The organism is Chelatococcus sp. GCM10030263, assembly GCF_042666455.1.
Taxonomy (GTDB): Bacteria; Pseudomonadota; Alphaproteobacteria; order Rhizobiales; family Beijerinckiaceae; genus Chelatococcus.
Map to the genome: position 1 here is coordinate 902,415 of NZ_JBHTDB010000005.1, position 13,901 is coordinate 916,315.

Sequence of the window (13,901 nt, forward strand, 5' to 3'; positions counted from 1 at the left end):
CGTGCCGCCCCGCCGATCCCTTCCTCGAAGGGGCGGTGTCTGCCTTCAGCCCCGCCGCCGTGAGCGGCGCAACTCAGGCCGGGCGCGTACCGCCGCCCTTCTTTTCGGGATCGTGCGTGTGATGCACGTCGCCCTCGCCGCCGCCGCCCGAGACGCGGCTGCGGTGCTTCATCTCGTCGTCGGCCGGCGGCTTTTTGATCTCGAGCGGCTTCTTGGCATTTTCGTGCGAAGCGCCCGGACCGCCCTGGCGAATGCTTGCCTTCGTCTTCGTCGAGGTTGACATGGTCGTCCTCTCCTCAGCGATCCTGCTGATAGCCTTGATTGGTGGTGTTCACCTTGGTATTGCCCGCCTGGCCCTTCTTGTCGGGATCTTCGACCTGCGCCGATGTCGGCGCCTCGTTCTTACCAGCGCCCTTAGGCGCATCCCTGTTCTCGCCGGTCCCTTTGTCGCTGCGGCTGGCCGGCGGCACCGGTGGAGCTTTACTGGTCATCGACAATCCTTCCATTGGCGACCGGCGGATCCGCCCGCCGGCTAAGTCTTCCCAAATGCTGCTCAGTGCATGCCGATGGACTGAACGGCCGCATTGCAGGCCTGCTCGCATTCGCGGCAAACCTCTGCGCAGACGCGGCAATGCTCATGTTGCTCGGCGTGATGGCCACATTCCTCGCCGCAGAGCCGGCAGGCTTCGGCACAGGCCTGCAATGTCTGGCGTATGACAGTCTCGTTGGAGCCGGTGCGTCGTGCGCCGATCATCCCGGCAGCCGCGCAGATGTCGGCGCAATCGAGATTGAGCCGGATGCACTGGCGAAGCTCCGCCACCATGTCCTCGCCGAGGCAGGCGTCCGCGCAGATGGTGCAGGTCTGCGCGCAGTCGAGGCATTTCTGGATGCAATCGACGAGCGCATTGTTCACGTTACCGCGCACATGCGGATGTGTTGAAATCATCGTTTCGACATGCATTGTGCTCTCCTATGCTTCAGCTCGAGCCCGAATTCATCATGGTCTTCAGTGGCTCTTCGGCGATCATCGCCTCGATCTGCTCGTGGCCGGGGGTCTCGGGCAGGGCCTTCTTGAAGTTCTTTGCGTAATCGGGTGGCATTTTCGGCGGCATCATCGGCTCGGCTGCGTCCACCACCGCCTCGATGACCACCGGCCCCTCGGCCGAAAAGGCGCGGTCGAGAACGTTCCCGACGTCCTCCGGACGGCTGACGGAGAAGCCGATGCCACCCATCGCTTCCGCCGCCATCGCGAAGTCGATCGGCTGCAACTCGCAGCCGAACTGCGGATTCCCCAAGAACATCATCTGCTCCCAGGCGATCTGGTTCAGCATGTTGTTCTTGATGACCAGAAGCTTGAGCGGGATCTTGTAGCGCACGGCCGTCGAGAATTCGCCGAGCTGCATGGCAAAGCCGCCGTCGCCGACGATGGCGAAGATCGGCCGGCCGGGAAAGGCGATGCCGGCGGCGATCGCATAGGGCAGGCCGCAGGCCATTGAGGCGAGGGCGCCGGAGACGCCAAAGGCCTGGCCGTCGCGCAAGTCCACATGGCGCGCGCCGAGCTCCGTGTTCTGGCCGGAGTCCGTCACGAGCACCGCGTCATCCGGGAGCCGCTCGCCGAAGGCGCGCGCCACCACCTGTGGCCGCAGCGGCATGTCCGTCTTTCCCTCGGCCGTCTTCATCATCGCGCGCCAGCGCGCCATCCCCGCCTGCGCCTGTTCGAGGAAGCTGCGGTCCCGCTTCGGCGTGAGGCGCTCGTTGAGGAGCTGCAGCGTTTCCTCGGCGTCGCCGACGAGCCCCGCCTCGACCGGATAGCGCAGGCCGATGCGCTGCCCGTCGCGGTCGATCTGCACCCCGCGCGCCTGACCGGGCTTCGGATAATATTCGATGTAAGGGAAGGTCGAGCCGACGATGAGCAGCGCGTCGCATTGCTCCATGGCTTCCTGCGAGGGCAGGGTGCCGAGAATGCCGATGCCGCCGGTCGTGTAGGGATGGTCGTCCGGCAGCACCGCCTTGCCGAGCAGCGCCTTCGCGACGGGGGCGGCAAGAAGCTCGGCCGTGCGTTCGAGTGCGGCGCGGGCACCGAGAGCCCCGCGCCCGGCGAGGATCATCACGCGCGATGCCCCGTTCAACAGCTCGGCGGCCTTGTCGAGTTCGGCTTCGCTCGGCAGCCGCCGCCCTTCGAAAAAGCGGTTCGGCACGTGCCCGGGTTGGTTGCGCTTGGAGCGCTTGGCATCGCCGAGGCTCTGCTCCTGGATATCGTTGGCGATCGAGAGATGCGCGACGCCGTATTTGGCGAGCGCCGAGCGGCAGGCGAGGCTGGTGAGATTTTCCACATGCGCGGCGTCGCTCACCTCGGCGTTGAACACCGTGACGTCGTTGAAGACGCGCGTGAGATCCACGTCCTGCTGCGTGAAGGTCTCGATGAGGTCGTGAAATTGCATGCCGGTAATGGCGAGCACCGGCGCCTGGTCGAGCTTGGCGTCATAGAGCCCCGTGAGGAGATGCGTCCCGCCGGGGCCGGACGTGGCGAGGCAAACGCCGAGCCCGCCCGTCCATTTGGCATAGGCTGAGGCCATGAAGGCCGCTGATTCTTCGTGCCGCACCTGGATGAAGCGGATCTTGTCCTGGCGCGTCCTGAGCGCCTCCATGATCCCGTTGATGCCGTCGCCCGGCAGGCCGAAGACGACTTTCACCTGCCAGTCGATCAGCGTGTCGACGAGGATGTCTGCTGTGGTCGGCATCGCTTACTCCGCCGCTTCGAGGCGGATATCGCCGATGGCATGGAAGACAACGGCCTTCATAGGCTCCTCCTGCTGGCCGGAACGGCCGAAGTTCCCGATCCGCGACCCTGACGCCCTCGAAAGCCCTGTGTCAGCCGTGAGTGCGCGTGTCCGACTGGTGAGGGCCGGGCCGCGTACGGCCGGCTCGGGCCCGGTGGCATGGCACGGTGATGCCGGGGCGACCGGTACCGCCCGGCGCGCCCATGGTGACGGCATGCTTGTGAACCCGTCGCGACCGGCGAAGGTTTCGTCGCGAGCCAAAAAAACGTGCTGGGGCTTGAACATAAGGCTACGCTGAGGCTCAGGACCGAGCCTCAGCGCTTCGCGGGATTGGATAGGAGGCACCGGCGGTCGGCGCGGGACCGCCGGTCGCCTCACAGGCGCTCAGCCGGGCACGCTGACCCGCGCTGACGCTTTCTTCTCGCGCAGCAGCACGGCCTCCGGCGCCACGCGGCTGTCGAGCGCCGTCAGTGCGCTTTGCAGGAGCTTGCGCGTGCGGTCGGCCGTCATTGCGTCGAGCGCATCGACATCGAGGAAGATGTCGATGCCCTGGCTCTGCTCGCAGATGACGCTCGGCTGCTCGATGGCTTCCTGACGCAGGCCCCGCACCACATAGGGCACCACTTCGCGGCTGATGCCTTTGACGGCGATCGGCGCGAGTGCATCGGCCCGCACGACGTCGCGCACCAGCGCATAAGTCTCGTAGCTCAGGACGATGCTGCCGGGCTGCGCGATCGTCTGAAGGCGCGCGGCGAGGTTCGCTTCGGCGCCGATGATCGTGTAGTCCATGCGCTTGTCGCTGCCGAAATTGCCGACATTGCAGAAGCCAGTGTTGATGCCCATGCGCACCCGGATCGGCACGTCGATGCCGCGCCGGTGCCACTCGCCGTTCAGCCGCTCGAGCGAAGCCTGCATCTCGATCGCCATCCTGACCGCGGCCTCCGCATCCTCCTTGACGCCACGCGTCTCGGGGTCACCGAAAAACAGCAGAATGGCGTCGCCGATGAACTTGTCGATCGTCGCGCCGTGCTTGAGGGCGATCGTCGACATCTCGGTGAAATATTCGTTCAGCACCGTGGTCAGGTCTTCAGGCTGCAGGCGTTCGGTGAGCGCCGTAAAGTCCTTGATGTCCGAGAAGAAGATGGTGAGCTTCTTGCGTTCGGTGGTCAGCGCCGCGTCCTTCGCGCCGCTGAAGATGCTCTTATAGATCTGCGGCGAGATATAGCGCGCGATCTTCGCGGAGACCGAGCCGAGGAAGGCATTGGTCTGGGTGAGCTCGCGGTTCATCGCCCGGATGAGATTGGCCTGGCGGTTCTGCATCAGGATGAAGGCCAGCCCGAGCGCCGCCACCACGGCGAAATAGACGAGCAGATATTTGAAGGTGAAGACGCTCGCCGCAATCGGCCGGTGAACCGTGACTTCCTGGATGCCGCGCACGTCGCCGACATTCCAGTTGCGCTTCGGGCTGTCCGGATGGGCGTTGTGGCAGCTGACGCAAGCCGGCCCCATGATGATCGGCGTCGCCCGCCGCACCGTGTGGTCGAACAGCGATCCGGTCGACTCGATGACAGGCACGCTCGCGTTGCGGCGCAGGCTGTTGAGTGCGCGCCGCTCGAAGGCGTCGATCGCGTGGCCCGGACGGCCCTTGAAGGGGAAGTCGGAGAACACACGGAACTTCACCGCGCCGTCGCGCGCACTGATGCGCTTGCCGAGCTCGACGGACATCGCTGTCGGCATCGGCAGTTCCAGGCTGGCGTTGGCGTCCTTGGCGGCGCTGCCGTGGATGCCCTCGCTGTTGAGGCGTCCGACGACCTCGCTCGAATAGTAGCTGCGCATTTCGTCGATGAGGGCGTCGATCTCGGTCGCCTGACTACGCAGCATGCCTTCCGAGAGGGCTCTCAGATCGAGCCAGACGGCGGCAGGCAAACCGGCGAGCAGGAACGACACGAGCACCGCAACGACGATCCCCGCCCGCGTGGGCTGGAGATTGAACGGGCTGATTTGGCCGAACGTACCCATGGTGTGCCTCGAAGTCTTGAAGCGGTGCCCAAGCGAGTCGCTTCCCCTTCATGAGGCACTCTGGCCCATGCGCATTGCACGGCAATTTCGTCATTCTTTGCTTTGTTTCGTCCGCTTGGGTGCGCTTGTAACAATCTTGCGGCGCGAGGCATTGGCGGTGATCGGTCGAGAACGCGCCGGCCTTCTGAACTGCCATCAGAGAGGCGCGTACCGGCGCGCGTCATCAGCCAAGCTGAAACCGCAAGGCCAAGCGGCAGGGCGAGCGCTCCCAGCATCGTCTGAGTGGCGGTGGTGGCGAGAAGGGGTGCGCAGGGCTCTGAGCGACGTCCCATAAAGGCAACATCCAGCTCGTGCTCGGCGACGTGGCGCGCATGAGCGGACGCCGAGGGTCTCTATAGGAGTATCGTTACTACGGATGTGTCAGAAAGATTTCCGCATAGCGCGGTCTGCGGATTGACCGGCGAGCGGGAACGACAGGAGCACCGCGACGACGATCTCCGCCCGTGGGGCTGGAGATCGAGCAGGCACGGCGTTGGCACGCACGGTAGTCCCGGCCGTTTCAAGCTCAAACCAACAACGTTCGTGTCCGACGCCGCCTCACTACCTGAACAATTGCCTAATCAAACCGCTTCATCTAATCGCCATTCGAGTTGGAAGGCTTGAATGGGCTGTTGGAATCCCTTCAGGTATTTGAAGCCTCTATCGGTCAGCTTGAACGTAGCAGAGCATTCCGCACGAATATTAGCCGATATCAGGATCTGATCCGGCTCGGCCTCCGTGCACATTCGTGCAGCGCATTGGACGGTCGACCCGAACAAATCGCGACTGTCTTCGACCGGCTCGCCACAATCGAGGCCGATGCGAATGTGAATCGGCTCCGTGCTTGCCCGGTTATAGGCATTCAGAGAAATTTGGATGTCTCTAGCGCATGCCAATGCTGCTTCGCTCGCGTCGAACACCGCCATGATTCCATCGCCGAGGTGCTTGACCTCGCGTCCTTCATGGTGCGCAAGCGCGCGCCGCACGAAGGCATCATGGACCCGAACAAGTTCGGTTGCCGCCCGGTCGCCCAGCCTGGCGGTCATTTCGGTGGATCCGACGATGTCGGTAAACATGATGACGCGATGTGCCGGTTCAAGATTGCGATTTTCCGACTGAGAGGAGGGTTGGGGGTCGCTGATGCGACCCAGAAAGGCCTCTACCGCAGAGAGGGCAACTTGGATGACTTCTCCGGCGACATGCCCATGGGCCTCGTGATGGACGCGCTGAGCCGTCTCTTGATCGGGGGCATCGATCAGACAGAAGACGGTCCCGCGCTCTTCGTCGAACCAATAGGTCATGAACTTCACGCCATAGCGATCCTGTATCGACACATCTTTGAGATGCGCCTCCGCAACCTCGATTGCGTTCGTCCCCTTCATGTCATGGCGGTCTAGGAAGATCGGCATTGTCGTCTCCTCCCCATCTAAATGTTGGCCATGTAAATCTTGGCCTGGGGCCGCGACGGATCACGGCAGATCGATGGCCCTTGAGGGCTCGCCCCGCTGGGCTGGACATCGTACGGGCTGACGTTCCGCAGACCCGGGGTGCCTTGGAGCTTCAAGCGAGTCGCCTCCGCTTCATGAGGCATTCTGGCCGATGTGCATTGCACGGCAATTTCGTCACTCTTTGCTTTATTTCGTCCCGTTGGGTGCGCTTGTAACAATCTTGCGACTTCATATCCCTGCCTGCCAGTCCTGCTCGCACGCCAGTCTCAGCGGGCTCTCGGGGCCCATGTGGAGGAACTACGGCGCTGACGACTCCAACGAGATACGTGCGCGCTAACCGGGCCGCCGTTTCCGTTCTCGCGACCCATCGCAGGTCCCGAGTGGCCGCAGCTCCAGGTGGATTCAAAGTGGCGATCGTCTTATGAGTCCTGCCTGCCGCCCGAGAGAAGAACAGAGGAACTGCACAGGCGATGAAAAAGAATGCTGCCAGCGAGGGCGAATCCCCATCTCGGCTGATCGACGCGCGGATCAAGGAACTTGACGACTGGCGGGGCGAGACGCTCTCCCGTATCCGCGCTCTCATCAAGCAGGCGGACCCGGATGTGGTCGAGGAGTGGAAATGGAGGGGCGTTCCGGTGTGGTCTCACGATGGGCTGATCTGCACCGGCGAGACCTACAAGAGCGTCGTGAAGTTGACTTTCGCCAAGGGCGCCTCGCTCGACGATCCCTCAGGCCTTTTCAACTCCAGCCTTGAAGGCAACACCAGGCGCGCCATCGATCTCCGGGAGGATGATGACATCGACGAGAATGCCTTCATGGCGCTCATACGTGCTGCTGTAGCCCTGAACAGGTCTTCAGCCCGATAATCGGTTGTGGCTCCTGACGCCCAGCCTAGGAGACAGTGGGCACCAGGGCGAGGAAATAGACCAAGGTCGCGACGCCACCGAGGACGCTGCGCCAGGCGTGGAGCTTTCCCCACTGCACGAGCAATAAGCGAGCTTCGCTATGTGGGTTGTCGGCGACCATCGCCTCCAAGCGACGATTGACCGGCATGATGACGAGCACCGTATAGGGCCAGTTGGCGAGGATGAAGGCGGCGCCGAGCACCCACAGCAGATCGCCGCTCAACCACCACGCCGAAAGGCCCAGCAGCCCGGACACAACTGCAAGCGAGGCTTGCATAGCAAAGCCGCGCTTGTAAGCTGGTCCCCATTGCATCAATGCGGCACGGTCGTCCAGTTTAAGCCTGGCGGGCTGCTCGGCTATATTGATATAGATCGCGGCGCCGAAGAATATCGCTGCACTCGATAGAGCCAGAAGTCCGATCATCCGCTATTCTCCGAGCCATCGAGTGAGCATGGCTCGGCACGATCCCACATCCGCCCGCCAGCCGCTATGCTTTCCTCGGCCAAGGTTTTGGCCTTCGGCCCTCGAGAGGGTTTCACCCGATCGGCATCACTGCACCAGGTCCACGCCCTCGAAGAGATGGCGGCCGATCGGATCGATGCGGAAGCCGGTGACCTCCTTGCGCAGCGCCATGAAGACCACGGAATGGGCGAGCGGCACCCAGGGCGCATCGTCTCTGAAGATGGCTTGGGCAACGCCGTAGAGCCGCTCGCGTTGCGCCTGATCGGTGATGACCTTGGCGCGCGAGACGAGATCGTCATAGGCGGGGTTGCACCATTTGGCGATGTTGTTGCCGCCTGGGCGCGCCGTCGCGCAGCCGAGCAGAAGGTGGAGGAAATTGTCGGGATCGCCGTTGTCGCTCGTCCAGCCGTAGAGCGCGAGCGATGGCACGCCGGCCTGGAGCTTGACGCGATAGGTGTTCCATTCCTCGGTGACGAGATTGACGTGAATGCCGATGCGCGCGAGATCGACCTCGATCATTTCAGCGACCCGGCGGCCATTGGGGTTATAGGGGCGGCTGACCGGCATGTACCACAAGTCGGTCGAAAGGCCCTGCGGGTAGCCAGCCTCGGCGAGCAGGCGCCGGGCGGCTTCCGGATCGTATGAATAGTCGACGATCGTTTCGTTGTAGGACCACATGGTCGGCGGGATGGGGTTTTTCGCGACCGTGCCGGTCTCCTGGTAGACGGCATCGATGATGGCGCGCTTGTCGATCGCCATATTGATGGCCCGGCGCACCCTCAGGTCATTGAAGGGCGGCCGTCCGGTGTTCATCGCCAGATAGCCGACATTGAGGCCCTCCTGCTGCAGCAGGGTGAGTTCCGGATCGTCGGTGATCGTCTTGAGGTCCGCCGGATCGGGAAAGGCCATGATGTGGCATTCGCCGGCGCGGAGCTTGGCGAGCCGCACCGCCGGATTGGGCGTGATCGAGAACACGAGCGTGTCGACGGCGGGACGGCCCTGCCAGTAATCGGCGAAGGCCCGGTAGCGCACGCTGACATCACGCTGATAGCCGGCGAAGGTGAAGGGGCCGGTGCCTATCGGTTCGCGGTCGAGCTGCTCGGGCTGGCCCATCTTCAGGAGCTGTTCGCCGTATTCGGCCGAGAGGATGGCATTGAAGGGCATCGCCACATCGGCGAGGAAAGGCGCCTCGGCCCGGGTCAAGCGAATGCGCACGGTCCGGTCGTCCAACTTCTCGACCGATTCCAGGAGCTCGGGCATGCCGAGATCGCGGAAATAGTCGTAGCTTTCGCCGGAGGTATTGTGGAAGGGGTGGTCCGGCTTCCACTGGCGGTTGAAGGAAAACAGGACGTCGTCGGCGTTGAACTCCCGCGTCGGCTTGAACACGGCGTTGGAATGAAATTTGATGCCGCGGCGCAAGCGGAACGTATATTCCGTTCCGTCCTCCGACACCGTCCAGCTCTCGGCGAGCGCCGGCCCGACGCGCGTCGTTCCGGGAACGAATTCGACGAGATTGTTGAACATCGGCCGCCCGGCGTTCATGCCGGTGGTCGTCGTGACGAGCTGCGGATTGAGCGATTCCGGATTGCCTTCCGAACAGAAGACCAGGGTCTTCGCCTGGGATGCGGTTGCGGAGAAGGCGATCACGGCGGCGGCAATGGCGAGAATTCGAGCCTTCATTGATTCGATCCTATGACAGCGCCGCGGCGCTGATGGGCGCTTCGCCCGCGACCGAGCGCGGCAGGTCGATGCGGAAGGTCGTTCCCGCGCCGGGACGGCTCGCCACCTCGATGCGTCCCTGCAGCTTGTTGGTGACGAGATTATAGACGATGTGCAAGCCGAGGCCCGTACTGCCGCGGCTGCGCGCCGTCGTGAAGAACGGATCGAAAATCCGGCCGATCTGGTCGGCCGGAATGCCCTTGCCGTCGTCCTGCACCGTCAGGCTGAGCCGGTCGGCCCGCTGCTCGCTCACGGCGATCGAGATCCGTCCGGCCTGGCCTTCGCCATAGGCATGCACGACGGCATTCATGACGAGATTGGTGAGCACCTGGGTCAGCGCGCCGGGATAGGTGTGGACGCGCAGGTCGGGCGGACAGTCGAGCGCCACCTCGTGTTTCGTCCTGCGCAGCAGGGGGCCGAGGCTCCGGATGACGTCTTCGAGCCAGGTCTTCACCTCGAACCGGCGGCAGTCGTCGCTCACCTGGTCCACCGCGACCTGCTTGAAGCTGTGCACGAGATCGGCCGCGCGGCCGAGATTGACGAAGAGGAGCCGCGAGCCCTCCTTCATGCGGTCGAGGAAGGAGATCAGCCTGGAGCGCGGCAACTGGTTGCCGTCGAGGGCGCGCTCGAAATCCTTGGCCTCGTCGCCGAGGAGCGTCGCCGTGGTCAATGCGATGCCCAGGGGCGTGTTGATCTCATGCGCGACGCCGGCGACGAGCTGGCCGAGCGAGGCGAGCTTTTCCGCCTGGATGAGGTCGGCTTGCGTCTGCCGCAGTTCGGCCAGCGCCTCCTCGGTGCGGTCCTTCGCCTGGCGCAGGTCTTTTTCACGCCGGCCGATTTCCAGGACGAAGAAATTGGCGGCGCGCGCCATGTCGCCGAGCTCGTCGCGCCTGTTGGCCTCGCCGACTTGGCCCGCGAGCGGATCGGCGGCGAGCGCGAGCATGCGCTCCTGCAGGCGCCGCAACGGATTGGTGATCGAACGCGCGACGAGGAAGGCTGCCCCCGACCCGAAGAGGAGGCCGAAGGTGGCCCCGACCACAAGGATCGAGCGAATGAAGGAGCCGAGTTGGTCGGCATCGCCCGTGAACATGTCGTTCAAGGAGCGCGCGCTCGCCACCATGGCTGCCGCCGTATTGTCCATGTCGGCGATCATGTCGTTCTGTCGCCGGAGGCCGTCGATCGTGGTGCCCAGGCGCTCGCGCCATTGGGTGATCGCGTCCATCATATCGGCCTGGATTAGGGGCGAGATCGGCAGGGTGGCTGCCGCCGTCGCGAGCTCGCTGCTCTTTTCCAGCTTGAGCCTGGCGGCTTCCGGATCGCGGCTCGCCAGCGCCTCATTCGTTTCCTGCCCCAGCTTGAGTGTGGCAATGGCGATATTCTGCGTCGCCTGCTCGTTTTCGTTTGCCTGGACGGAATAGGTGAGAAGCTGGGCGATCTCCTCGTGCAAGGCGCGGCGTGCGGTGATCTCCACCTTGAGCAGCCGGTCGCACCAGGCGAGCAACGCCTCGGTCGCACGTTCCGCATCGCGTCCACTGCTGCTCTCGACGGCACGGGTGAGGGCGACCAACTCGTCGGCGGCGGGGCGGCCGTCGCGCTTCAGCGCCTCGGCCAGCTCGTCGCTCGCCCGGTGCAGCTGGCTCAGGGCAAAGCTGCGATCGTCACGGCCGGCTTCCGCACTCGCCGCCGATTGCACGGCCCACAGCGCGGCCCGCAGCTCGTGGGCGTGATCCTCGATGTCGCGCATCCGGCCGAGGCGCTGGTCCTTGGCCGTCAGCGAGGCGATGATATCGGCGTTGGACGCATGCTGGCGTGTGCGTGCCTCGTTGGCGAGCGTGACGAGGGCGTCGGCCCTCAGCGACATGTCGTAGATGAGCTTGTCGTTGGCTTCCGTGACGGCGATATACTGCCGCATGCGGTCCACATAGCGCGAGAGCGCCTCCTCGACCTCATGGACCTTGTCGCGCTGCGCGACCGTGCGCGCCGTCTCGCCAAGTTCATGGAGCCGCCCCTGGACGCTCGCGGCCATATCCATGAAACGCTCCGCCTGTGGCGATCGGTCGACGGAGCGGGCCTCGACATAATCGTCGCGCACCGTCATGGAGACGAGAAGATCGCGATAGACCGCACCGGCGAGGACGGCGCCGTTGCGGGCTCTCTCGGCCTCGTTCAGCAGCAGCCAGGCGGTGAGCGCGATCACGGCCGCTATTGCGATGGGAACGCCGCCCACCAGCAATATCCTGTCCCTGATCCGCATGACCCCTCCGACCCGACCGCCGCGCATTATCGCTGATGATCATTGCCGCGCTTTTGCGTGCAATGAAGATCAAAGGGCGGTTTATTTCAGCGAGGACACATTGTTTCGTCGAGGGCCTCGCGACGCAACAAATGCGGGTCGCCCGTCACTCGCTGCCGTCCGGCTGAAAGATATAGCCGATGCCCCGTACCGTGCGGATGAACCGCGGATTGGCGGGATCCGGCTCCACCTTCTTGCGGATGCGGTTGATGCGCACGTCGATGGAGCGGTCGAAAGCATCGGGGTCGCGCGCGTCGGCGAGGTCGAGAAGGCGCTCGCGCGACAGAACGCGTTTGGGATGATCGGCAAAGGCCTTGAGCAGCAGATATTCGGACTTGGTCAGGACCTGGGCCGCGCCGGCCTCGTCGCAGAGCTTATGGCTGTCGAGATCGAGCCATTTGGTGCCGAAGGGAACGCGCCGGGTCGGCGGAGCGGGCGCTGCCACAGCGCCGCGATCGGCGCTGCGCCGGAGCACCGAGCGAATGCGTGCCACGAGCTCGCGCAGCTCGCAGGGCTTGGCGAGATAGTCGTCCGCCCCGAGCTCCAGTCCGACCACGCGGTCGATGGGGCTGGCGGTTGCGGTCAGCATGATGATCGGCACATCAGCCTTCGCCTTGAGGCCGCGGATGACCGACAGGCCGTCCTCTTCCGGCATGTTGAGGTCAAGCACGACCAGATCGGGCCTTGCTTCATCCATCAGCCGCCTGAGGCTGCCGCCGCCGTCGCAGAGCGTTACCGAAAACCCGTGCATGGTGAGATAGTCGCCCACCATCTCGCGGGCGGCCTGCTCGTCGTCCACGACGAAAATCCGCTGACCCGTGCTCATCGGCCGTTCGTGTCGTTCGTCGCCAAGAGATGCAAGGAGAAGATGGAGCCACGCCCCGGCCCGAGGCTTTCGGCGCTCACATGACCGCCGTGGAGCTCCGCGATGCGCTTGACGATGGAGAGGCCGAGCCCCGTGGATGTTTCGCCCGCGGTCGGCTTGGCCGACAGACGCTGGAAGCGCGCGAAGACCCGGCGTTCGTCTTCCGGCGACAGGCCGGGTCCTTCGTCGCGCACGCGGCAGACGATGGCGCCGTCTTCCTGCGACAGCGCCACTTCGATGGTGCTGCCGACCGGACCATATTTGATGGCGTTGGACACGAGATTGTCGATAGCCTCCCGAAGCCGGTCCTGATCGCCGTTCACCGCGATCGCGGGCGGACCTTTGACGGTGATTCGCTGCTCTTTTCTTTCGGCCAGAAGACGGTTGCTTGCAACGACATCGCAGACCAGGGCGGCATAATCCAGCGGCTCTCTCCGGACGGTGATGTCGAGCGCGTCGTTCATCGCATCGGCCAGAAGCGTATCGACCATCGTCGTAAGGTGACGTGCGGAACCGCGCACATGCTCGATCTGGGTTCTCAGCGATTCGACGGGCGGCGGCGATGTCGCGAGCAGCTCCTGCATCATCTCCGTGCGACCGAGAATGATCCCGAGCGGGTTTTTGAGGTCATGGGCAATGGTGCCGAGAATCTCGTTCTTCAGCCGATTGGCGCGCCGCAAGTCGGCGCGCTGCGCCTCCAGCCGCTCGTTGGCCTTCACGAGCGCGGCGGTACGCTCGAGGACGCGCTCTTCGAGACAGGCATTGACTTCCTCCAGCGCCCGGCGGGTCTCCTGCAGCCGGCGCAATTGCTCGTAGCTGCGTAGCGCCGCGGTCATGGTGGTGAAGAGCTTGTCGGCCGTGAGTTCCGTCTTGGACTTGTAGTCGTTGATGTCGTGATCGATCACCACGCGGCGTTCGGGCGCCTGGCCGGGCTGCCCAGTGCGCAGGATGATGCGGATGATGTCGTTGCCGAGTTCCTTGCGCACGAAATCGGCGACCTCGAGACCCGCGTCGTCGGTTTCCATGACGACGTCGAGGAGGACAAGCGCCGTTTCGGGATGCGCGCGGAGGAGCGTGCGCCCTTCCTGCGCCGAATGCGCGGACAGGATCACCAGGCGGCGGGCGTCGAGCGTATAGTCATGGAGGGCAAAGCGCGTCGCCTCGTGCACGGCGGGGTCGTCGTCGACGACAGCGATCGTCCACGGATTGCGTCGATCGACGCCCGCGTCTTCTAGTTCATCGTCGGTGAGGTAGAAAAGATCGCTCTCGCCCACCACCTCGCCCTCTGCCGCCCCCTTATATGCGCAGATTACCACGATACAACAGGGGCTAACATCCGCGATGAAGGCGGGAATCGCTTGTGGAATGGC

12 protein-coding genes are annotated in these 13,901 nt (G+C 64.1%); 1 reads left to right on the plus strand and 11 read right to left on the minus strand.

The genetic code is table 11. The features are described from left to right. Positions 1-73 precede the first annotated feature (73 nt). From ACFQU1_RS14385 to ACFQU1_RS14410, 6 genes are all read right to left on the minus strand, one after another. Positions 74-283 (minus strand): hypothetical protein, encoded by a 210-nt coding sequence (locus ACFQU1_RS14385; protein ID WP_378133644.1) that lies wholly within the window; start codon positions 281-283, stop codon positions 74-76. 13 nt (positions 284-296) lie between these two features. Continuing rightward, positions 297-491, minus strand: a complete 195-nt coding sequence (locus ACFQU1_RS14390; protein ID WP_378133646.1) for a hypothetical protein — start codon at positions 489-491, stop codon at positions 297-299. A gap of 62 nt (positions 492-553) precedes the next feature. Next, entirely contained in the window at positions 554-961 is a 408-nt protein-coding gene (locus ACFQU1_RS14395) for a four-helix bundle copper-binding protein (RefSeq protein ID WP_378133648.1), read from the minus strand. A 16-nt stretch (positions 962-977) separates the two neighbouring features. Further along, complete coding sequence (locus tag ACFQU1_RS14400; protein ID WP_378133650.1) at positions 978-2,741, minus strand: thiamine pyrophosphate-dependent enzyme; 1,764 nt, start codon at positions 2,739-2,741, stop codon at positions 978-980. 423 nt (positions 2,742-3,164) lie between these two features. After that, complete coding sequence (locus ACFQU1_RS14405) at positions 3,165-4,799, minus strand: adenylate/guanylate cyclase domain-containing protein (RefSeq protein WP_378133652.1); 1,635 nt, start codon at positions 4,797-4,799, stop codon at positions 3,165-3,167. Between the two features lie 620 nt (positions 4,800-5,419). Continuing rightward, positions 5,420-6,247, minus strand: coding sequence for a nickel-binding protein (locus tag ACFQU1_RS14410; protein ID WP_378133654.1), 828 nt, complete (start codon positions 6,245-6,247; stop codon positions 5,420-5,422). A gap of 509 nt (positions 6,248-6,756) precedes the next feature. On the opposite strand from ACFQU1_RS14410, the gene ACFQU1_RS14415 reads away from it, so the two are divergent. Continuing rightward, complete coding sequence (locus ACFQU1_RS14415; RefSeq protein WP_378133656.1) at positions 6,757-7,152, plus strand: DUF1801 domain-containing protein; 396 nt, start codon at positions 6,757-6,759, stop codon at positions 7,150-7,152. A 25-nt stretch (positions 7,153-7,177) separates the two neighbouring features. Here the strand turns inward: ACFQU1_RS14415 and ACFQU1_RS14420 are convergent, their stop codons facing one another. From ACFQU1_RS14420 to ACFQU1_RS14440, 5 genes are all read right to left on the minus strand, one after another. Next, positions 7,178-7,615, minus strand: coding sequence for a DUF1772 domain-containing protein (locus tag ACFQU1_RS14420; protein WP_378133658.1), 438 nt, complete (start codon positions 7,613-7,615; stop codon positions 7,178-7,180). A gap of 126 nt (positions 7,616-7,741) precedes the next feature. Further along, positions 7,742-9,334: an ABC transporter substrate-binding protein gene (locus tag ACFQU1_RS14425; protein ID WP_378133660.1), complete on the minus strand. Its 1,593-nt coding sequence runs from the start codon at positions 9,332-9,334 to the stop codon at positions 7,742-7,744. Between the two features lie 10 nt (positions 9,335-9,344). Beyond that, on the minus strand, positions 9,345-11,627 hold the full coding sequence (locus tag ACFQU1_RS14430) for an ATP-binding protein (protein WP_378133662.1): 2,283 nt from the start codon (positions 11,625-11,627) through the stop codon (positions 9,345-9,347). A gap of 145 nt (positions 11,628-11,772) precedes the next feature. Continuing rightward, the gene (locus ACFQU1_RS14435) at positions 11,773-12,492 is read right to left on the minus strand and encodes a response regulator (RefSeq protein ID WP_378133664.1); all 720 of its coding nucleotides are present in this window, start codon (positions 12,490-12,492) and stop codon (positions 11,773-11,775) included. After that, entirely contained in the window at positions 12,489-13,727 is a 1,239-nt protein-coding gene (locus tag ACFQU1_RS14440; protein ID WP_378134068.1) for an ATP-binding protein, read from the minus strand. Before ACFQU1_RS14440 ends, ACFQU1_RS14435 begins: the two co-directional genes overlap by 4 nt. Between the last annotated feature and the right edge of the window lie 174 nt (positions 13,728-13,901).

Excerpts from the sequence above, each read along its gene's own strand:
- ACFQU1_RS14385 (WP_378133644.1), bottom strand. The coding sequence starts at position 283 with ATGTCAACCTCGACGAAGACGAAGGCAAGCATTCGCCAGGGCGGTCCG.
- ACFQU1_RS14390 (WP_378133646.1), bottom strand. The coding sequence starts at position 491 with ATGACCAGTAAAGCTCCACCGGTGCCGCCGGCCAGCCGCAGCGACAAA.
- ACFQU1_RS14395 (WP_378133648.1), bottom strand. The coding sequence starts at position 961 with ATGCATGTCGAAACGATGATTTCAACACATCCGCATGTGCGCGGTAAC.
- ACFQU1_RS14400 (WP_378133650.1), bottom strand. The coding sequence starts at position 2,741 with ATGCCGACCACAGCAGACATCCTCGTCGACACGCTGATCGACTGGCAG.
- ACFQU1_RS14405 (WP_378133652.1), bottom strand. The coding sequence starts at position 4,799 with ATGGGTACGTTCGGCCAAATCAGCCCGTTCAATCTCCAGCCCACGCGG.
- ACFQU1_RS14410 (WP_378133654.1), bottom strand. The coding sequence starts at position 6,247 with ATGCCGATCTTCCTAGACCGCCATGACATGAAGGGGACGAACGCAATC.
- ACFQU1_RS14415 (WP_378133656.1), top strand. The coding sequence starts at position 6,757 with ATGAAAAAGAATGCTGCCAGCGAGGGCGAATCCCCATCTCGGCTGATC.
- ACFQU1_RS14420 (WP_378133658.1), bottom strand. The coding sequence starts at position 7,615 with ATGATCGGACTTCTGGCTCTATCGAGTGCAGCGATATTCTTCGGCGCC.
- ACFQU1_RS14425 (WP_378133660.1), bottom strand. The coding sequence starts at position 9,334 with ATGAAGGCTCGAATTCTCGCCATTGCCGCCGCCGTGATCGCCTTCTCC.
- ACFQU1_RS14430 (WP_378133662.1), bottom strand. The coding sequence starts at position 11,627 with ATGCGGATCAGGGACAGGATATTGCTGGTGGGCGGCGTTCCCATCGCA.
- ACFQU1_RS14435 (WP_378133664.1), bottom strand. The coding sequence starts at position 12,492 with ATGAGCACGGGTCAGCGGATTTTCGTCGTGGACGACGAGCAGGCCGCC.